Consider the following 19,439-nt stretch of genomic DNA (forward strand, 5'->3'; position numbering starts at 1 on the left):
AAGCAGCTGTGGCCCTCGCTTACCCCGGAACGGAAGGGGAAACGAGGGCAACAGCGAATTGCACCTTGATCGGCTAGGAGCGCCGTCGGCCGCCACGACGGGTGGCGTGGTGCTCTTCGGGCTTCGCGTGTCCGTCTTCGCCGGTCGTGCCGACTTCGGTTTCACCGGCAACGGCCGTCTCTGCATCGGGTTCCGCCAGGACGGGTTCCGTGAATTCCTCGAGTTCGGCTGCCGCCTTCGGGAACAGGCGGCGCAGCAGCCTCGCGACCAGCGGCCACAGCAGGACCACGGCGATGATCACGTAGGCGACCACTGCGACCGGTTCGCTGAACAGGCCCGCCGGATCGCCGGCGCTCAGCTGCAGCGACTTGCGCAATTGCGCCTCGGCACGGGGGCCAAGGATCACGCCAATGATCAGCGGCAACACCGGGATGCCGAAGCGACGCATCGCGAAGCCCAGCAGGCCCAGCACCAAGAGCAGGACCAGGTCGAAGGTCTGCAGGTTCACCGCGTAGGCGCCCAGCGTGGCAAAGAACAGGATGCCTGCATAGAGGTATGGCCGCGGCAATTGCAGCAGCTTGGCCCAGAGCGGTGCCATGGGGAGGTTGATCAGCAGCAACAGGGCGTTGCCGATGAACAGGCTGGCGATCAACGCCCACACCAGCACCGGTTCCTCCTCGAAGAGCAGCGGGCCCGGCTGGATGCCGAACTGCATGAGTGCCAACAGCATGACCGCGGCGGTGGCGTTGGTCGGCAGGCCCAGGGCCAGCATCGGGGTCAGCGTTCCGGCGGCGGCGGCATTGTTGGCAGCCTCCGGCCCGGCGACGCCCTCGATGGCACCGTGCCCGAATTCCTCCGGGTGCTTCGAGAGCTTCTTCTCGGTGACGTAGGACAGGAACGTGGGAATTTCCGCACCGCCTGCAGGCAACGCGCCGAACGGGAACCCGAACGCGGTTCCACGAAGCCACGGCTTCCAGGAACGCTTCCAGTCCGCCTTGCCCATCCACGGGCGCCCGACGGGAATCGTGTGGGTGGCGGTCTTGCGCAGGTGCGCGGCGATCCACAGTGCCTCGCCGATGGCGAAGATCGCCACGGCAACCACCACGATGTCCAAGCCGTCGGCGAGCAGCGGCTGGCCGAAGATCAATCGGCCCTGTCCGCTGACCGGGTCCATTCCGACCAGGCCAATGGCCAGGCCCAGTCCCAGCGCGGCAAAGCCGCGCAGCTTGGAGGATCCCAGGACTGCGGTCACGGCAATCAGCGCCAGCAGCATGATAGCCAGGTAGCTCGGGTTGCCCAGGGACACGGCGAACTTCACCACCCACGGTGCGATGGTTGCCAGCAGTGCGGTGCCGATGGTGCCGGCGACGAAGGAGCCGATGGCTGCGGTCGCCAGCGCCTGGGCTGCGCGACCTGCCTTGGCCATCTTGTGGCCCTCGATGGCGGTGATGACCGTCGAGGATTCTCCCGGGGTGTTCAACAGGATCGAGGTGGTGGAGCCACCGTACATTCCGCCGTAGTAGATCCCGGCGAACATGATCATCGCGGCGGTGGGTTCCATCCCGTACGTCACCGGCAGCAGCAGCGCAATGGCCATGGCCGGGCCGATGCCCGGCAGCACGCCGACGGCGGTGCCCAGAAGCACGCCCAGCACGGCGAAGAGCAGGTTGATGGGGGTTGCCGCGGTGGCGAACCCCTGCATCAGCATGTTGAATGTTTCCACTTAGAGCACTCCCTTGAGCAGTCCGACCGGCAGGTGGATGCCCAGCCCCAGATAGAAGCCGTAGAAGGTGCCCACGGCGAGGGCCACGGAAATCAGTCCGTCACGGATGTAGTTGCGTCCGCCCAGTGCCAGGACGCTGCCCCAGAACAGGATGGTCCCGGAAATGACCCAGCCGAGCATGTCGATGAAGACGATGTTGACGATGAAAACGAGCCCCAGCGGCACCACGACCTTCCAGTCGATGGGCGTTCCGATCTCGATGTCCTCGCCGTCCTCGGGCTCCGCCGCACCCCCGCGCAGGACGTTGATGGCCAGCATGACGGCACAGATAAGAAGCAGTGCGCCGACGATGTAGGGAACCGTCTTGGGCCCCAGTCCGTCGGACTGCCGGTAGGGCACGTTCAGGCCAAACGCATCGATCAGCACAATGGCCCCGACCGCCCCGAGCAAGGCCGCGAAGCCCAGCTCGGAGCGGTCCTTGAGCCAGATGGCTACTGGTTTCATGCCAAGCCAAGTGCGGTCAGGACGTCGGAGACCCGCTTGTCCTGATCGGTGAGGAAGGTGGAGAACTCATCGCCGGTGATGAATGCATCGGTCCAGCCGTTGTCGGTCAGTGCCTGCTTCCATTCCTCGGACTCGTGCATCTTCTCCAGCGTGGAGATCCAGCGGGCCTTGGCTTCTTCGCTGATGCCCGGAGGGGCAACGAGCCCGCGCCAGTTGCTGAATTCCAGGTCGATGTTCGATTCCTTCAGGGTTGGGGCGTCAACGCCCTCGAGGCGCTCGGCACCGGAGGTGGCCAGCACGCGGACATCCCCGGATTCGATCTGCTTAAGGAACTCGCCGGCACCGGATGCCGCAAAGCCCAGCTTGTTGCCCAGGATCGCCGGCAGCAGGTCGCCGCCGCCGTCGTAGGAAACGAAGTTGACCTTGGTCGGGTCGATGCCCACGGTCTGGGCAAGCTGCATCGGCAGCAGGTGGTCAGGCCCGCCGGGCGACGAGCCGCCGCCAACGGCGACCTTGGAGGGATCCTTCTTCCACGCCGCGACGAGATCGTCGATGGTCTTGTACGGGGAATCCTTGGAGACCATGATGGCCCCCGGCTCCTGGATGAGACGGGCAATCGGCGTGGTGTCGGTCAGCCGGGCGTCGGTGTCGTTGGTGTAGCTCGCGCCCACCACGCCCAGGCCCATGAGCATGCCCAGGTCGTTGTTGCCCTTTTCGTTCACGATGCGGGCCAGGCCCACGGTGCCGCCGGCGCCGGCAAGGTTGAAGACCTCGATCGACTTGGCGATTTCGGCTTCCTCCATGACCTTGGCACCGACGCGGGCGGTGGTGTCGTAGCCGCCGCCGGGGCTGTTGGGGACCATGATGCGCAGGCCGGTGACCGGTCCGGTTTCGGTCGCGCTGTTGGAGGCCCCGGCGTCGTTGCCGGTTACTCCACAGCCGGTGGCGGCGAGCATAATGCCGGCGGCAACTGCTGCCAGCCGCAAGATATTGGTTCGTCCCATTGTGATTCCCATCTCAAATGCGAGTGAATGATGAGCACCACATTAGGGCGCGATCGCCCGAGGGCAATTCTTGTGTTCGCAAAGAAAGTTTTGTTCATTGTGTTCACGGTCACATTCGTTGCCCAGGCCCGGTTTGGGTAGAGTACACGCGGATGGCACTTGACGGATCCGGCGATTGGCGCCGGGTCCAGCTTGGCACGGAAGGGACCGCCGGTGTCCAGGCAAACCATTGCCCCACGATTCAGCCGCACCGCCCGGTTGTCCCTCGCAGGACAGTTTCTGGGACTGCAATTGCTGATCCTGCTGGCAGTCATGGTGGGAGTGCTTGCCATGTCCCTGGCCCAGGCAACCCAAACATTTGAACGGGTCGAGTCCCGGCGCTCGCTCTCTGCGGCCGAAAACCTCGCCTCGATCCCCCTGGTGCGGGCCCTGCTGCCCGAGGCCAAGCCCCGTTTCGGTTCGGCTCTTCCCTCCATTGCCGAATCGGTGCGTTCGGTCTCCGGCAGCAGCGAATCGCTGCTGGCCAATGCCCAGGGCATCGTGGTGACATCCTCGGATCCGTCCCTGCTCGGTGAGCAATTTCCCCTCGGCGAATCCGACGTCATGCAGGGCCGTGCCTGGACGGGAGCAACTGTGCGCGGGGACAACAAGATGTTGGAGGCCCATGTCCCGGTGCTGGATGACAACGGAAAGCTCGTTGGCTTCGCCGCGGTGGGGCGGACCTACCCCTCATTCCTGGAAAGGTTGTTGGAGGCCACCCCGAACTTGCTGGTCTATCTGGGGGTTTCAGTGGCCCTGGGAACCCTCGGGTCGCTAATGCTCTCCCGCCGCGTCAAGCGACAGACCATGGGCCTGGAACCGGCGGAAATCACCGGCCTGGTCGAACACCGCGAAGCCATCCTGCACGGAGTCAAGGAGGGCGTGGTCGCCATCGACCTGCGTGAACGCATCACCCTGGCCAACGACGCCGCGCGCAGGCTGCTGGACTGGCCAGATGACTGCGAGGGCCGAACGCTCCAGGACCTCTCCATCGACGCGGCGCTGCGCGAGGTGCTGACCGAGAAGCAGGCGGACGCCGACCGGCTGGTACTGGTCGGCGAGCGCCTGGTGGTGCTCAACCGCCGACCCATGGAATCCCGCGGCCGACTGGTCGGGTCGGTGACCACGCTGCGTGACCGCACCGAATTGACGACCCTGGAAAAGGAACTGGGGGCAACGCGCATGACGACCGAGACGCTGCGCGCACAGACCCACGAATTCGCCAACCAGCTGCACACCATCTCCGGGCTGATCCAGCTGGAGGAATACGACGAAGTGCTCTCCTATGTGAACGGTGTGAGCTTCAGCCGGACCCGGCTGCTCGATGATGTCACTAACCGGGTCGCCGATCCCACGGTTGCCGCGCTGCTCATCGCCAAGTCCGCCCTGGCCTCGGAGCGGGGCGTGGGCATCGACCTGGATCCCGCATCGCGCCTCGGCCGGGTGGACGAGGCCCTCTCCCGGGACCTGACCACCGTGGTCGGCAACCTGGTGGACAACGCCATCGATGCGGTGGCCGGGCGCGAAAGCGCAAGGGTCGACGTCCGGGTCTCCGAGGAGAACGACCAGGTCGTGGTGCGGGTACACGATTCGGGCGAGGGCATTGACTCCGGGAACGTTGCTAAGATCTTCGTTCAGGGCTACACCACAAAGACCTCGTCGTCCGAGGCCGGGCGCGGCTTCGGCCTGGCGTTGACCCGGCTGGTGTGCTTGCGCCGCGGCGGCGACGTCACCGTGGCCAATGACGAAGGGGCCGTCTTCACGGCCCGTCTGGGGAAAAAGGTGCAGTCATGATCAAGGTGCTCATCGTCGACGATGATTTCATGGTCGCGCGAATCCACTCCGGGTTCGTGTCGCAAATGCCCGGATTCGAGGTCGCGGGCGTCGCCCGCACCGGGGCCCAGGCCCTGGCCGAGGCCCGCCGCATCCAGCCGGACCTGGTCCTGCTGGATATCCACCTGCCCGACATCTACGGGTTGGATTTGCTGGTCCAATTACGCGCCGCCGTCCCGGAGCTCGACGTCCTGGTGATCAGCGCCGCCCGCGAGGCCGACACCGTACGCCGGGCGCTGCGCGGCGGCATCGTGCATTACCTCATGAAACCGTTCACCCAGGAGGACCTGCACCAGCGCCTGGAACACTACCGCAGCACCTACCGTTCGCTGGGATCCTCCGACACCGCCGAGCAGTCCGACGTGGATGCCGTCTTCTCCATGGCCGGTTCCGACAAGCCGCTGCCCAAGGGCTGTGGGGCGGAGACCATGGAACGGGTGCAGGCGACCCTGCGCCTGGCCGAGACGGACTTCTCCGCGCTGGAGGTCGGCGAGATGCTGGGCCTCTCCAGGGTCAGCGCGCGGCGCTACCTGGAATACCTCCACGAGACCGGGGCGGTGCAGGTGGACCTGCGCTACGGCGGCGGCCGCCCGGAGCGGCGCTACAGCTGGCGCGGCCCGCGGCCCTAAGGCGGACTAGACCCAGTCGTCCTCGCCGAAGGACCCGTTCTGCAGTTTCAGGTGGGCCTCGCGCGTGAACATCAGGCACACCCGCGTCGCCTCGGCGACGGTGATGCCGTCCTGGTTCTTGCCCACATGGGAAAACGTTGCCACCCCGAGCCCCGGCCTGGAGTTGGAGGGGCGCAGGTCCACGATCCGCGTCTGGGTATAGAGCGTGTCCCCCGGGAAGAGCGGATGCGGGAACCGCACGTCGGTCAGGCCCAGCTGGCCCATCAGCGTCCCCTGGGTCAGCTGCGACACCGACTGCCCCACCATGGTGGCCAGGGTGAACATCGAGTTCATGACCCGGCGGCCAAAGGGCTGGGTCGCGGCGAATGCAGCGTCCAGGTGCAACGCCTGGGTGTTCATGCTCAACGCGGTGAACAGGACGTTGTCCGCCTCGGTCATGGTGCGCCCGGGCGAGTGCACATAGACCGCCTCGGGATCCAGTTCCTCAAAGTACAGGCCCCGCTCGTGGATTTCACGTACATCGTCCTGCTCTGCCATGTTCCTCACGCCCCTCGTCCTGGTGTGGGGTTTCGACGGCGCCGTGCCTCCCGTTGAAGGGAGCGGTGCGGCGGACGAAGCGACCCACGAAAATCCTTGTTCTCGTATCCTACAAACTTTCGGGCCGTTCGCCTTCGATTCCTAGAGACCCAGCGAACGGGCGATGAGCAGCAGCTGGACTTCGGTGGTGCCTTCGCCGATTTCCAGGATCTTCGAATCCCGGTAGTGCCTGGCCACCAGGGATTCGTTCATGAACCCGTAGCCGCCGAAGATCTGCGTGGCGTCGCGGGCATTGTCCATGGCAGCCTCGCCCGCAACCAGCTTGGCGATGGCGGCCTCGGTCTTGAAGTCCTGGCCGGCGAGCATCTTGGCTGCGGCCGCATAGTAGGCCAGGCGAGAGGTGTGCACCCGGGCCGCCATCCGGGCGATCTTGAAGGAGATTCCCTGGTTCGAGCCGATGGGCTTCCCGAAGGTCGTCCGGGTCTTGGCGTAGGCGGTTGCCTCGTCCAGGCAGCCCTGGGCCGCCCCGGTACCCAGCGCGGCAATGGCGATGCGCCCCTCATCCAGGATGGACAGGAAGTTGGCATAGCCGCGCCCCCTCTCCCCCAACAGGTTTTCCTCGGGGACCGAGGCGTTCTCGAACCTCAGCGGGTGGGTGTCAGAGGCGCGCCAGCCGACCTTGTCGTAGGCGGGGTCAACGGTGTATCCCGGGGTGTTCCGCGGCACCAGGATCGTGGAGATCTCCTTGGCGATGGAACCGTCGGCCTTCGTTTGGGTGCCGGTGACGGCGGTGACAGTCACCAGCGTCGAGATGTCGGTTCCGGAGTTGGTGATGAATTCCTTGGACCCGTTGATCACCCAGGCCCCGTCCTTCAGCGCCGCCGTCGTGGCGGTGCCCCCGGCATCGGATCCCGCGCCGGACTCGGTCAGCCCGAACCCCGCCAGTTCCGCCCCGGAGCACAGCGCCGGAAGCCAACGCTCCTTCTGGGCCTGGGTGCCGAAGCGGTGGATGGGCATGGCCCCCAGGCTCACCCCCGCCTCCAGGGTGATGGCCACCGACTGGTCAACCCGCGCCAGTTCCTCGATGGCCAGGGACAGCGCGAAGTAGTCCCCGCCCATGCCGCCGACGTCCTCGCCGAAGGGCAGGCCGAACAGGCCCATCTCGCCCATTTGGGCGATCACCGCGTAGGGGAAGGAGTGCGCCGCATCGTGCTTGGCCGACACCGGCGCCACGACCTCCCGGGCGAACTCGCGCACCGTCGTGGCGAGTTCCAGGTAGTCCTCGTTGAGTTCCAGGTTGATCATGTTTCCCTGTGCCCCTTTCGCTGGTCGGCATGGCTGCCGGATTGCCTGCGGCCGGGTGGGCCGCGTCGCCGCACGGTGCGCTGTTGCGCGCCGCTTGGGCTTTGCCGGTTGACCACGTATTGTTAGTGATCATTAACTGAGTCCGAGGTTAGTGGCGTGCGGCACACTTGTCCAGCCTCCCGGAGAAAGTTGCACCGGCAGCCCATTGGCGGCCGCCGGGGCCCAGGCACGAAGGAACGGTGGAGGGTGAACGGCATTCCCAAGGACCCTGCATCGACCGACCGCGAACGCGCCAAGGCGCAGCGACGCGAGGACCTGCTGACCGAGGCCACCAGGCTCTTCGCCATCCACGGCTATGCCGGGGTTTCGCTGGAGGATCTCGGAGCCGCCTGCGGCATCAGCGGACCGGCGGTGTACAGGCACTTCTCCGGCAAGTCGGCGGTGCTCATCGCCCTGCTGGTGGGCATGAGCCAGGATCTGCTGGACGGCGGCCAAAAGGTTGCCGGCGCCGGCGGCACCGCCGCCGAGACGGTGAAGCGGCTGATCGCCTTCCACACGGACTTCGCCTTGGCCCGCCCCGACATCATCCAGGTCCAGGACCGAAACCTGGAGACCCTGCCTGCAGCCGAACTGCAATTGGTGCGGAAGCTGCAACGCTCCTACATCGCACTGTGGACCGAGCAGCTGCACCTGATCCACCCGCAGGAAACCAACGCCGTCATTCGGTTCCGGGCCCATGCGGCCTTCGGCTTGCTCAATTCAACCGCGCATTCGGCGCACTCCCCGCGCACCTCCAAGGCCGGGTTGCGCAAGCTGCTGAACCAGATGGCGGCATCGGCCTTGTTCACACCGGTAGGCTAGGGCCTAGACGATCACCACAACTAGAGAGGCAGTGACCGTGCATCTACGGCCTTTGCAGCCCGAAGACCTGGATCAGTTCTTCGAACACCAGCAGGACCCCGAAGCCAACCTCATGGCTGCCTTCACGGCCCGGAACCCGGCAGACCGCGGGGTCTTCGACCACCACTGGGGCTTGATCATCAATGATCCCCGGGTCATTGTGCGCACCATCGAGCACGACGGCGAAGTTGCAGGTTCGATCCTGGTCTTCGAAAACGAAACGATCCCGGAGATCAGTTTCTGGACCGCCAGCCGCTACTGGGGCCAGGGCATCACCACCACGGCCGTGGACGCGTTCCTGGCCGAGTACACCGCCCGTCCGCTGCGCGCCCGCGTGCCGCAGGACAACATCGGCTCCATCAAGGTCCTGGAACGACGTGGTTTCAAGGTCATCGAAGAGTCGGCCGATTTCTCCAACGCCCGCGCCGCGGTCGTGAAGGAATTCATCATGGAGCTCAGCTAGCCCCGCCCGCAGACTTCGCCCCCCTGGGGGCATGACAGAGGCCGGGAAACCCTTCGGGGCTTCCCGGCCTCTGTCATGTGCGGGCTATCGGTTTTCCGGCGTCTCCAATTCGAGCAGCAGGTGGCGCGCCTCGCGGCGGATGGCCTGTTCGCGGGGCTCGGGGACCGGGGCCGCGGCCAGCAGCCGGCGGGTGTAGTCGTGCTGCGGTGCGTGCAGCACGTCGCGCACCCGCCCCTGTTCCACCGATTTCCCGTCCTTCATGACCACCACGGTGTGCGCCAGCAGGTCCACCACGGCCAGGTCGTGGCTGACGAAGAGGCAGGCGAACTCGTAGCGTGCCTGCAGCTCCTGGATCATTTCCAGCACCGCGGCCTGCACCGAGACATCCAGGGCGCTGGTCGGCTCGTCCGCAATCAACAGCTCCGGGTCCAGGGTCAGCGCCCGGGCGATGCACACGCGCTGGCGCTGGCCGCCGGAGAGCTCGTGCGGGTAGCGGTTGATCACCGTGCGGGGCAGGTGCACCGCATCGAGCAGCTCGGAGGCGCGCCTGATGCGCTCGGCACGGTTGCCAACCTTGTGCACCACCATCGGTTCGGTGATGCAGTCGCCGATCGGGAAGCGCGGGTTCAGCGACGCCGCGGGGTCCTGGAAGATCACCCCGATCTTGGCGCGGATCGCCCGTGCCGCCTTGGGCCGCAGCGTGGCGAGGTTGGTGCCGTGGACCGCCAGCACGCCCGAGGCCACGGGCAGCAGCCCCAGCACGGCCTTGGCGACTGTCGACTTGCCGGACCCCGACTCCCCCACGATGCCCAGGATCTGCCCGCGCGCGAGTTCGAAGGACAGGTCGTCGACGGCCCGGAACTTGGTGCCGCGCATGTCGTATTCCAGCACCAGGTTCCTGGCCTCGAGCACCAGCGTGCGGTCAGGGTCCACCGGGGCCATCGGCTCCGGCACCCAGGTCCCCGTCACGTCGACGGCTTCCAGCCGGGGCACGGAGGCCAGCAACTTCTGCGTGTACGGGTGTTGCGGGTGGTTCAGCACCTGGTCCACGGTGCCTGTCTCCACCAGCGAGCCGTGGAACATCACCGCAACGCGGTCGGCCAGGTCGGCCACCACGCCCATGTTGTGGGTGATCAGCAGGATCCCGGTGTTCAGCTTGTCCTTGAGCTCGCGCAGCAGATCCAGGATCTCGGCCTGCACCGTCACGTCCAGCGCGGTGGTCGGCTCGTCGGCAATGATGACCTTCGGGTCGCAGGAGATCGCCATGGCGATCACGATGCGCTGGCGCTGGCCGCCGGAGAACTGGTGCGGGTACTGCTTGATGCGCTTGCGCGGGTCAGGGATGCCGACCATTTCCAGCAGCTCGATGGCACGCGCGGTGGCCTCCTTGCCGTAGGCCAGGCCGTGCAGTTCCAGGGATTCGGTCAACTGGCGCTCGATGGTGAGCACCGGGTTCAGGGCCGTCATCGGTTCCTGGAAGACCATGGCGATGTCGGTGGCGCGCATCTTGCGCATCTTGTTCTCGGCCATGCCCACCACGTTGACCCCGCCGACCAGGGCCTTGCCGGTGATGTAGGCGTTGGAGGGCAGCAGCCCGATGGCGGCGGTGGAGGTCACCGACTTGCCCGAGCCCGATTCGCCCACCAGCGCCACGACCTCGCCGGGGTACACCTCAAGGGAGAGTCCCTTGACCGCGTGCACGTCGGAGAACTCGGTCTCGAAGGAGACGGACAGGTTCTCGAAGCTCAGCGCCGTTGCGTTTTCGCCTGCCAATGGTGAGGAGATGCTCATTCGGAAACCACTTCCTTCTGCTTGCGGCGCCTGGCCTTGCGGGTCTGGCGCGGGTCAAAGGCGTCGCGCAGGCCGTCGCCCAGGAAGTTGACGCTCAGCGCGATCGCCAGGATGATCATGCCCGGCCACCAGAACAGCCACGGCCGGTTGGTGAACGCGTTCTGGTACTGGCTGATGAGCAGGCCCAGGGAGGAATCCGGGGCCTTGACCCCGAAGCCGAGGTAGGAGAGCGAGGTCTCCAGCAGGATGGCACCGGCAATCGCGAACGTCGCATTGACCACGATGACGCCAATGGTGTTGGGCAGCAGGTGCTTGAAAATCACGCGGCTGGTTTTCGCGCCCATGGATTGGGCCGCCGCCACGTATTCGCGTTCGCGCAGCGAGAGCACCTCGCCGCGCACCAACCTGGCCAACCCGGTCCAGGTGACCAGGCCAAGCACCAGGGCCAAGGCGATGGTGGTGTTGCCCGTGCGGGAGGCGATCTGCCCCAGCACCGCGGCAAGGACCAGGAGCGGGATCACGATGAACAGGTCGGTCATGCGCATCAGCACGGCATCGACCCAGCCGCGGTAGTACCCGGCCACGGCACCGACGACGGCTCCGATCACGGTGGCAACGATCCCGACGATGACGGCGATGATGATCGACTGCTGGGTGCCGCGCATCACGAGCGCGAAGTAGTCCTTGCCCGTGGAGTCCTGGCCGAAGGGGTGCTCACCCCAGGCCAGGCCGGAACCTCCCAGCCAGGAAGGCAGGAGGGAGAGCGTGGGACGCCCCGCGTCGATGACGGTTCCGGCCGTGGTGTAGTCCTTGCCCCACCAGCCCGGGATGCCCGCGTAGCCGATGGAGGTGAAGGCCATGACGGCAATGAAGAGAAGTGCCACCGTCGAAATCATGGCTGCCCGGTGGGCGAAGAAGCGGCGGCGGACCAATTGGCCCTGGCTGAGCGAGACGGAGTCCTTGCGCGCCAGCGCCGCGTCCTCGGCCTCGGCCAGCAGGAGGGCCGGGGCCTCGGCCGGATCTTTCTCGATGGTCATCTCCGGTCCTCCCGTGCCTTGAAGTGGTTCGTTTGCTTGTTCATACCCTGATCCTCGGGTCCAGAATTGCGTAGAAGATGTCGGCCAGCATGTTGAACACGACCGCAGCGGTGCCCGTCACCAGGAAGAATGCCATCACCGGGGCCGGGTCCACCTGCGTCAGGCCCGTGCGGAACAACTCGCCCATGCCCTTCCAGCCGAAGACCGACTCGGTGATCACCGCGCCGCCGATCAAACCCGCGAAGTCGAAGGCGGCGATCGTGGCGATGGGGATCATCGCGTTGCGGAATGCGTGGCGGAAAATCACCGTGCGCTCGCTCAATCCCTTGGACCGGGCGGTGCGGATGTAGTCCTGCTGCCCCACTTCCAGCATCGAGGAGCGCGTGTACCGGCTGTAGCTTGCCAGCGAGATGATCGCCAGCAGGATGGTGGGCAGCAGCAACTGGGTTCCCTTGTCCAGGAAGTCCTCCCAGAAGGTGCCGGCAAAGTTCGGCGTTTGCGAACCGATGGTTGCGATCGGCCGGGGCTTGAGCAGCAGGAAGCCGGGCCAGGCCCGGAAAATGTGGTCGAGCGTGGTCAGTCCCGCCATGACCAGCCCGGTGGCGATCGAGACGCCCATCGCCGGTCCGCCCAGGCGCCCACCCATGAACTTGCCGATGAGTGCAGGGATGACTACGGCCAGGATGCCTCCGGCGACGAGGATGAACCAGTTCGGGTTCTCCAGCACGCCAAAGGCCACGAAGTAGATGACGGCTCCCAGTGCCACGGTGGCCAGCGCCGGGTAGAGCACCTTGGTGTTCCGCAGGCCCACCGACATGGCAGTGCCGCTCAGTGCCACGCCGAGCCCGAGCAGCAGCACTCCCCCGAATCCCAGCTGCGGGAAGCGGAAGAAGTTCAGCCAGGTGAGGTACGGGACGACGATGGCCACGAAGGCCGCTGCCACGGCGAAGGTGATGATGCGCCGCTTAAGCGGGCCGGCCAGGAAGACCTGCATCAGGAAGCCGACGAGCAGCGCCATGGCGGCGATCTGCAACGGCGAGAAGGCCGGGTCGCGCATCCAGTCGTTGTAGCCGATGGCCAGGTATTCCTTGAGCAGCACGGCCGCCCAGAAGACCGGAAGCGAGAAGAACAGGAAGGTCATGAAGGTGACGCCGTAGTCCAGGCCCGAGTATTGGCGGACGGCGGTCAGCACTCCGATGGCGATGCCAAGGACTGCCGCAAGCACGGTGGCCAGCAGGACCAGGCGCAGGGTGGAGCTGGCGGCCAGGGCGAGTAGCGCGTTGACTTCCACGCCCTGCCGGCTGGTGCCCAGGTCGCATTGGAGGGCGAAGCACTTGCCGACACCCACCAGCCAGGTCCCGTAACGCTGGTACCAGGGCATGTCCAGGTTCATGAACTCGATGCGCCGTTGCATCAGGCTTTCGCGGTTTTCCGCGTTGCTTTCCCGGAGCTCGGCCAACGGGTCCCCGGCGTTGATCACGAGGACGTAGAGCAGGAGCGAGGCGGCGAACAGGATCCCTATCGACGCGCCAAGCCTGCGGAGAATGAATCTCAACACAGCAAGTAGCTACCTTTCCTAGCCTAAGTGTCCGTGGCCTGTAGGCCTACGGACACGTGGGGCCCGACGCTGGTTGCGCCAGGCCCCACATGTGTACCGTTTTACCGCCGGGCGGCTATTCGGCTCGGACCCACTGTTCCGCGTTCCAGACCATCCCGTTCTGCGTGGCCGTCTTGCGGACATTCAGCACGTCCCCGGCGGAGGCTCCCAGGCCCGGGTGGGCGAAGACAGGGATGCCGAAGAGGTCATCCCAGAGCAGCTTCTCGATCTTCTTGGTTTCCTCCGCGTGGACGTTGGTGTCCAGCGTGGTTGCCAGGCGCTTCCAGGCCGCGTCGACCTCGGGGTTGGAGTACTTGCCGTAGTTCTGTGGCTTGTCCGTGGCGTAGATGTTCTGGCCGGAGGCAATCTGGCCGGATCCGGCCCAGGCGAACAGTGCCACCTCGTAGTCGCCGCGTTCCATGGTTCCGCCCGGGGCGAAGAAGTCCGCGTTGCCTGCGTCGACGATCTCGAAGCCGGCCTGGTCGCAGGAGGACTTGATCATGGCGACTTCATCGGTACGGCGCGGGTTCGGCGCCGAGTATCCGATGCGGACCTTCGGCTTGTTCACGCCCTCGGTCTCGAGGATCTTCTTGGCGCCCTCGATGTCGACGTTGTCGTACTGGCCGGCGTAGGAGGCCGCCACGACGTCGTCATAGCTGTCCTGGAATGGGAAGACCTCGCGGGCGTTCATGACCTCGGCCTCCGGGTTCAGCGGCTTGATCAGGTTCTCCACGATCTGCTGGCGCGGGACACACATGGCGAAGGCCTTGCGCAGCTCCAGGTTGTCGGAGAAGAGCGCATCCTTGGTGAAGTTGAAGTCAAGGTGTTCCCACGTGAGCGAGTCGCCCTGGTGGATCTGCACCGAATCGCCGAGGGCCTTGAGCTGGTCGAGGGTGTCGACCGTCGGCTGGGGCTCGATGACGTCAATATCGCCATTCTGCAATGCCTGGACCATGGTGTCGGGTGCGGCAAAGCGGATGACGAGTTCCTTGGTTGCCGGCGGTGTGCCGTAGTAGTTCTCGTTCGCCACCAGGGTCACGGACTGGCCGGCTTCCCAGCTGCCGAGCTTGTACGGGCCGGAGACGGGAATGAGGTCGGCGGCGGGAAGCTTGCCCGGGGCGGTGTTCCATCCGGTGTTCCAGAAGGCTGCTGCCTTCTTCAATGCTGCGGAATCGCCGGAAAGAATTGCCTCGGACAGTTCGGCGGTGCTCATGCCTGCCTGCTTGGCCACGACGTGCGCGGGGCTGTAGATCATGGTCTGGATGGCGAAGTCCGGATCGGGATTGGCGTAGGTAACGGTGAATTCCTTGCCCGCTGCATCGCCCTCGGGTCCCTTGGGGATGGTCTGGCCGAGGTCCTGTGACACCGAGTTGAACAGCGGTTTCTTGCCGTCGGCAAGATTCGTGTTCTGGACGCCCCAGGAAAGGATCGCGTCGGCCACCGTGATGTCGGTGCCGTCTGACCACTTGGCTTCCGGGTTGATGGTGTACTTGACGGTCATCGGATCGTCGCTGACGACCTCGTACTTGCCCAGGTCCTCGTTCGGGTAGATCTTTCCGTCAGTGCCGAAGTACGTGAAGCTGGCAAAGAGGCGGTCGGTGACGGCGGAGTTGTACGTGCTGTAGGACTCAGGTGTCTGGCCGTTGTAGCTGATGAAGTCCTCGGCGCCAACCGAGTAGCTGACCGAGTCATCCTTGGTTGTGATGTCGCCAAGATCGGCGAGACCGGTATTTGCCGGCTCGACACTGAACTTGCCGCTGGGCTCGGCCGCCGGCGAAGTCGCGCCTGGTTCATTCTGGCCGCCGGGGGCACATGCACTCAGCGCAAGTGCGAGCGCAGCACCCACTGCAACAGCCTTTGAAATACGTTGGAAACGCATTTCTCCTCCTAATTAGCTTGGTCTAAATGAAGCCGGGGATCTCACCCGGATGCGGTCCATGCAGTGTGCGATGCCCCACAATTTAGAACCATAGCGCCGATTTCACCGGATGGATATAAAAACACCGCTTCATATTTACCAGCCATTCACGCCTCCACTTAGTGACTCGCGTCACACCGAGCGCCAGTGCGGAATATGATGGGCGCTACAACCGCGAAAAATCAAGGATTCACTTCACATTGAGCTTTGCCAACTACTACTCACAAGTAGGCTGTCGTGGTTGGCCCGGCTTTATAACAGTTTGGAAACATGGCCGCGAAAGGCGTTTCGCACCACCTGGATCGGCTTGCTGCAAGGGCTCTCGGGGTTAAGCATTTGGAGGAGCGAACCTTCCGGTTCGCCCCTCCAAATGCCGTCTTCTATTGCGGGATTGTCACCAACCCCTCACTTGCTTCTACAGCCTCAAGGTGGCACCCGGGATCGAGCGGAGCAGGTTCTTGGTGTACTCGCTCTGGGGGTTGTTGAACACCTCGTCGGTGGTCGAGTGCTCGACGATCCGGCCGTTTTGCATCACGCAGACATCGTCCGCGATCTGGCGCACCACGGCCAGGTCGTGGGTGATGAACAGGTAGGTGAGGTTCAGTTCCTCCTGCAGCTTGTTGAGCAGGTTCAGGATCTGCGCCTGCACCAGCACGTCCAGGGCCGAAACGGCCTCGTCGCAAATGATCACCTCCGGCTGTAGGGCCAGCGCGCGGGCAATGGCGATGCGCTGGCGCTGGCCGCCGGAGAGCTCGTTGGGGAACCGGTGCATCGTGGATGACGGCATCGAGACGTGTTCCAGCAATTCCCTGACCCGGTTCTGCCGGGACTTGGCGTCCCCGATTCCGTGGATCCTCAGCGGCTCCTCGATGGTGCGGTAGATGCTGTACATCGGGTCCAGGGAACCGTAGGGGTCCTGGAAGATCGGCTGCACGCGGCGGCGGAACTTGAAGAGCTCCCGCTCGTTGCTGTCGGTCATGTCCTGGCCATCGAAGCTGATGGAGCCCGAGGTGGGTTTGAGCAGGCTCAGCACCATCTGGGCCACGGTGGACTTGCCCGAGCCCGACTCCCCCACGATCGCCGTGGTGGTGCCGCGCTTGACCGAGAAGGACACGTTGTCCACCGCGGTGAAGTCCTCGCTGCGACCCAGACCCTTGCGGATCTTGAAGACCTTTGTGAGGTCCTTGATCTGCAGGACGTCGTCGTCGGTGATGACGTGGTCGGCCTTCACCACGGCGTTGACTTCCTCAGCCACCTCCGTCGGCTGGGACTGCAGTCGCTTGGAGGCCAGGGACGGGGCCGCGGCAACGAGGCGCTGGGTGTATGGGTGGCGCGGGTTGCGCAGGAGTTCCAGTGAGGGACCGGCTTCAACGACCTGTCCCTTGTACATCACCACGATCTTCTCGGCACGTTCGGCGGCAAGACCCAGGTCGTGGGTGATCAGCAGCACGGCGGTGCCCAGCTCGCTGGTCATGGTGTCCAGATGATCAAGGATCTGTTGCTGCACCGTCACGTCGAGGGCACTGGTTGGTTCGTCCGCGATCAGCAGGCGCGGCCGGCAGGCCAGGCCTATGGCGATCAGCGCGCGTTGGCGCATACCGCCGGAGAACTCGTGCGGATACTGCCCGGCACGCTTAGCGGCGTTGGGCAACCCTGCATCGGACAAGACCTGGGCCACTTGCTCCTTCGAGTTTTTTCCCACCAGGCCATTGGCCTTCAGGGTTTCCTGGACCTGGAAGCCGATCTTCCACACCGGGTTGAGGTTGGACATCGGGTCCTGGGGAACCATGCCGATCGAGCTGCCGCGCAGCTCGATGATGCGGTTCTCGCTGGCGTGGGTGATATCTTCTCCGTCAAAGATGATCTGGCCGCCGGTGACCTTGCCGTTGCCGGGCAGCAACCCGATGGCCGCCAGCGCGGTGGTGGATTTTCCGGATCCGGACTCCCCCACGATGGCCACGGTCTCCCCGGGCATCACCGTCAGGTGCGCCTTGCGCACCGCATTGACCGGCCCCTCCGGGGTGGAAAAGGTGATGGCCAGGTCTCTGATTTCAAGCAGTGGACGGTCCTCTTGCGCCGATCCGTTCACGGTGGGTCCCTTCAATAATTGGCTCATGTTGCTAGCCCTTCCGTGACTTTGGATCGAGTGCATCGCGCACGGCGTCACCGAGCATGATGAAGCTCAGCACCGTGACGGACAGCGCCAGTGCGGGCCACATGAGGATCTGAGGATCGTTGCGCAGGGAGATCTTTGCGTCGGAAATGTCATTGCCCCAGCTCATGATGCTTGGCGGAAGCCCGATGCCCAAGAAGGACAGGGTCGCCTCGGCAACGATGTAGATGCCCAGCGAAATGGTGGCGATCACGATGACCGGAGCCAGTGAATTGGGCACCACGTGCTTGACCAGGGTCAAGAACTTGGACAGGCCCAGCGACCTCGAGGCCATGACGTAATCCGAGCTCTTGGCTTCGATGACCGCGCCGCGGGTGATGCGGGCCATTTGCGGCCAGCCGAAGATCGCCAAGGTGATGATGACGGTCCAGATGCTTCGGTTGTCTCGGAATGCCGGCAACTGCATGATGATGATGGCGCCAAGGATCAGCGGCAGGGCAAAGAAGATGTCGGCCAGACGGGCCAGGATCGCATCCAGCCAGCCACCGTAATACCCGGCAAGTGCACCAAGGATGCCGCCGAAGATGACCACCGCGATGGTGGTGAACAACCCGACCAACACCGAAGCCTGGGCACCGTAGATGATGCGTGCGTAAATGTCGCAGCCCTGGAACGTGAAGCCCAGGGGGTGCCCCGCCGAGGGGCCCTGGCGTGCAAATCCCAAGGAGCAGGTTTGCGGATTGGTGTGGGTGAACAGCCCAGGGAAGGCTGACACGACGATCACCAAGATGATGAGCAGCGCGGAAATGATGAACAGCGGCTGGGTGCGCAACGATCTCCAAGCCTGTGCCCACATGCTTAGCGGGGTCGCGGTTTCGTCGACCTTGTCGACGCTTTGCAGCGGGGTTTCCTCCAGCGGGGCCACGTAATGCTCGATCCGGCGGCTGGAGATCTTGCCGGCCCGCACGCGGGGTGCGACCGGTTCAATAAATTCGGGAGTTGGGTTCTCAGACAAGGCGGATCCTTGGGTCGAGCCACGCGTAGAGCAAATCGACGACGAGGTTGGCGATAACGAATACAAGCACGAGGACGCTGACAACTGCCACCACGGTGGCGCTTTCGCCCTTGAGGATGGCCTGATAGAGCAGGTTGCCGATGCCCGGGACGTTGAAGATGCCCTCGGTGACGATCGCGCCACCCATCAGTGAGCCGAGGTCGGCACCCAAGAAAGTGACCACGGGGATCAGCGAGTTGCGCAGGATATGGACCACCACTACCCGACGGCGGCTCAGGCCTTTGGCCGTGGCGGTGCGTACGTAGTCTGCGTTTTTGTTCTCGATGATCGAGGTGCGGGTCAGTCTCAGCACATAAGCCAGGGACACCAGCCCCAGCACCGCGGCCGGCAAGACCAATTCCCCCCAAGGGGCGCCGGCTCCTACTGTCGGTTTGGCCCAGTCCAGTTTCACGCCAACCACAAACTGCAGCACGAAACCCAAGACGAAGGTGGGGACGGCGATGACAAGCAGCGAGGCGACCAGGACGGTCGAGTCGAAGAACTTGCCCTTTTTCAGGCCGGCAAAGACACCGAAGATTATGCCAAAGACGGCTTCGATGGCCAGCGCCATCACAGCCAGACGTGCGGTCACGGGCATGGCCCGGGCAATGACATCGGAGACGGCCTGGCCGGAGAACGTCTGCCCGAGGTCGAAGGTGACCAGGTTCTTCAGGTAGAGGAAGTACTGCACCCAAAAAGGCTGGTCCAGGTTGTACTGGGCCCGCAGTGCGGACTCGACGGCGGGGCTCATCGGCTTGCCGCCAGAGAGCGCCGCGATGGGGTCGCCTGGGGTGGCAAAGACGAGGAAATAGACTAGCAGGGTGGCCCCGAAAAATACGGGGATCAGCTGCAGGAACCGTTTCAGGGTGAATGTGATCATGGAGCTGCCACCGTGGGTGTCGGGATTGCGGTTGAGTCGATCAACGGACTACTCCTTGTAAGGAAGTTTTGGGCGGAGTGGGTAACGAAAAGTTGCCGCTAAACGCAAGTAA

16 protein-coding genes are annotated in these 19,439 nt (G+C 64.6%); 4 read left to right on the plus strand and 12 right to left on the minus strand.

The window, feature by feature from the left end; translation table 11 throughout:
* Window positions 1–73: 73 nt before the first annotated feature.
* The 3 genes from ACLQ7E_RS09150 to ACLQ7E_RS09160 are packed head-to-tail and all read right to left on the minus strand — an operon-like array spanning window position 74 to window position 3,231.
* Window positions 74–1,708 (minus strand): tripartite tricarboxylate transporter permease, encoded by a 1,635-nt coding sequence (locus ACLQ7E_RS09150; protein ID WP_411732331.1) that lies wholly within the window; start codon window positions 1,706–1,708, stop codon window positions 74–76.
* 15 nt (window positions 1,709–1,723) lie between these two features.
* Window positions 1,724–2,227 (minus strand): tripartite tricarboxylate transporter TctB family protein, encoded by a 504-nt coding sequence (locus ACLQ7E_RS09155; RefSeq protein ID WP_411732276.1) that lies wholly within the window; start codon window positions 2,225–2,227, stop codon window positions 1,724–1,726.
* Window positions 2,224–3,231, minus strand: coding sequence for a Bug family tripartite tricarboxylate transporter substrate binding protein (locus tag ACLQ7E_RS09160; RefSeq protein WP_411732277.1), 1,008 nt, complete (start codon window positions 3,229–3,231; stop codon window positions 2,224–2,226). Before ACLQ7E_RS09160 ends, ACLQ7E_RS09155 begins: the two co-directional genes overlap by 4 nt.
* A gap of 258 nt (window positions 3,232–3,489) precedes the next feature.
* Here ACLQ7E_RS09160 and ACLQ7E_RS09165 point away from each other — a divergent pair, with 258 nt between their 5' ends.
* Window positions 3,490–5,064, plus strand: coding sequence for an ATP-binding protein (locus ACLQ7E_RS09165; RefSeq protein ID WP_411732332.1), 1,575 nt, complete (start codon window positions 3,490–3,492; stop codon window positions 5,062–5,064).
* Window positions 5,061–5,732 carry a response regulator gene (locus tag ACLQ7E_RS09170; protein WP_411732278.1) on the plus strand — a complete coding sequence of 224 codons (672 nt, stop codon included), beginning with the start codon at window positions 5,061–5,063 and terminating at the stop codon, window positions 5,730–5,732. The genes ACLQ7E_RS09165 and ACLQ7E_RS09170 overlap by 4 nt, the downstream gene beginning before the upstream one ends.
* Before the next feature lie 6 nt (window positions 5,733–5,738).
* Here the strand turns inward: ACLQ7E_RS09170 and ACLQ7E_RS09175 are convergent, their stop codons facing one another.
* Both ACLQ7E_RS09175 and ACLQ7E_RS09180 read right to left on the minus strand, forming a co-directional pair.
* Window positions 5,739–6,269, minus strand: a complete 531-nt coding sequence (locus tag ACLQ7E_RS09175) for a MaoC family dehydratase (RefSeq protein WP_411732333.1) — start codon at window positions 6,267–6,269, stop codon at window positions 5,739–5,741.
* 141 nt (window positions 6,270–6,410) lie between these two features.
* Window positions 6,411–7,574, minus strand: a complete 1,164-nt coding sequence (locus tag ACLQ7E_RS09180; RefSeq protein WP_411732279.1) for an acyl-CoA dehydrogenase family protein — start codon at window positions 7,572–7,574, stop codon at window positions 6,411–6,413.
* 246 nt (window positions 7,575–7,820) lie between these two features.
* Between ACLQ7E_RS09180 and ACLQ7E_RS09185 the strand changes: the two genes are divergently transcribed.
* Both ACLQ7E_RS09185 and ACLQ7E_RS09190 read left to right on the plus strand, forming a co-directional pair.
* On the plus strand, window positions 7,821–8,435 hold the full coding sequence (locus tag ACLQ7E_RS09185; protein WP_411732280.1) for a TetR/AcrR family transcriptional regulator: 615 nt from the start codon (window positions 7,821–7,823) through the stop codon (window positions 8,433–8,435).
* 37 nt (window positions 8,436–8,472) lie between these two features.
* A complete protein-coding gene (locus ACLQ7E_RS09190; protein ID WP_411732281.1) occupies window positions 8,473–8,937 on the plus strand; it encodes a GNAT family N-acetyltransferase in 465 nt (154 codons plus the stop codon).
* Between the two features lie 84 nt (window positions 8,938–9,021).
* Here the strand turns inward: ACLQ7E_RS09190 and ACLQ7E_RS09195 are convergent, their stop codons facing one another.
* The 7 genes from ACLQ7E_RS09195 to ACLQ7E_RS09225 form a co-directional block, all read right to left on the minus strand.
* Complete coding sequence (locus tag ACLQ7E_RS09195) at window positions 9,022–10,728, minus strand: ABC transporter ATP-binding protein (protein ID WP_411732282.1); 1,707 nt, start codon at window positions 10,726–10,728, stop codon at window positions 9,022–9,024.
* On the minus strand, window positions 10,725–11,765 hold the full coding sequence (locus ACLQ7E_RS09200; RefSeq protein ID WP_411732283.1) for an ABC transporter permease: 1,041 nt from the start codon (window positions 11,763–11,765) through the stop codon (window positions 10,725–10,727). The genes ACLQ7E_RS09195 and ACLQ7E_RS09200 overlap by 4 nt, the downstream gene beginning before the upstream one ends.
* Before the next feature lie 40 nt (window positions 11,766–11,805).
* Window positions 11,806–13,323, minus strand: coding sequence for an ABC transporter permease (locus tag ACLQ7E_RS09205; protein WP_411732284.1), 1,518 nt, complete (start codon window positions 13,321–13,323; stop codon window positions 11,806–11,808).
* 115 nt (window positions 13,324–13,438) lie between these two features.
* On the minus strand, window positions 13,439–15,241 hold the full coding sequence (locus ACLQ7E_RS09210; RefSeq protein ID WP_411732285.1) for an ABC transporter family substrate-binding protein: 1,803 nt from the start codon (window positions 15,239–15,241) through the stop codon (window positions 13,439–13,441).
* A gap of 454 nt (window positions 15,242–15,695) precedes the next feature.
* Entirely contained in the window at window positions 15,696–17,396 is a 1,701-nt protein-coding gene (locus ACLQ7E_RS09215) for a dipeptide ABC transporter ATP-binding protein (RefSeq protein ID WP_411732286.1), read from the minus strand.
* Window positions 17,397–17,400: 4 nt separating this feature from the next.
* The gene (locus ACLQ7E_RS09220) at window positions 17,401–18,360 is read right to left on the minus strand and encodes an ABC transporter permease (RefSeq protein WP_411732334.1); all 960 of its coding nucleotides are present in this window, start codon (window positions 18,358–18,360) and stop codon (window positions 17,401–17,403) included.
* Between the two features lie 40 nt (window positions 18,361–18,400).
* Window positions 18,401–19,327 carry an ABC transporter permease gene (locus tag ACLQ7E_RS09225; protein ID WP_411732287.1) on the minus strand — a complete coding sequence of 309 codons (927 nt, stop codon included), beginning with the start codon at window positions 19,325–19,327 and terminating at the stop codon, window positions 18,401–18,403.
* Between the last annotated feature and the right edge of the window lie 112 nt (window positions 19,328–19,439).

This window comes from Paeniglutamicibacter sp., from assembly GCF_046714615.1.
Classification (GTDB): Bacteria; Actinomycetota; Actinomycetes; order Actinomycetales; family Micrococcaceae; genus Paeniglutamicibacter.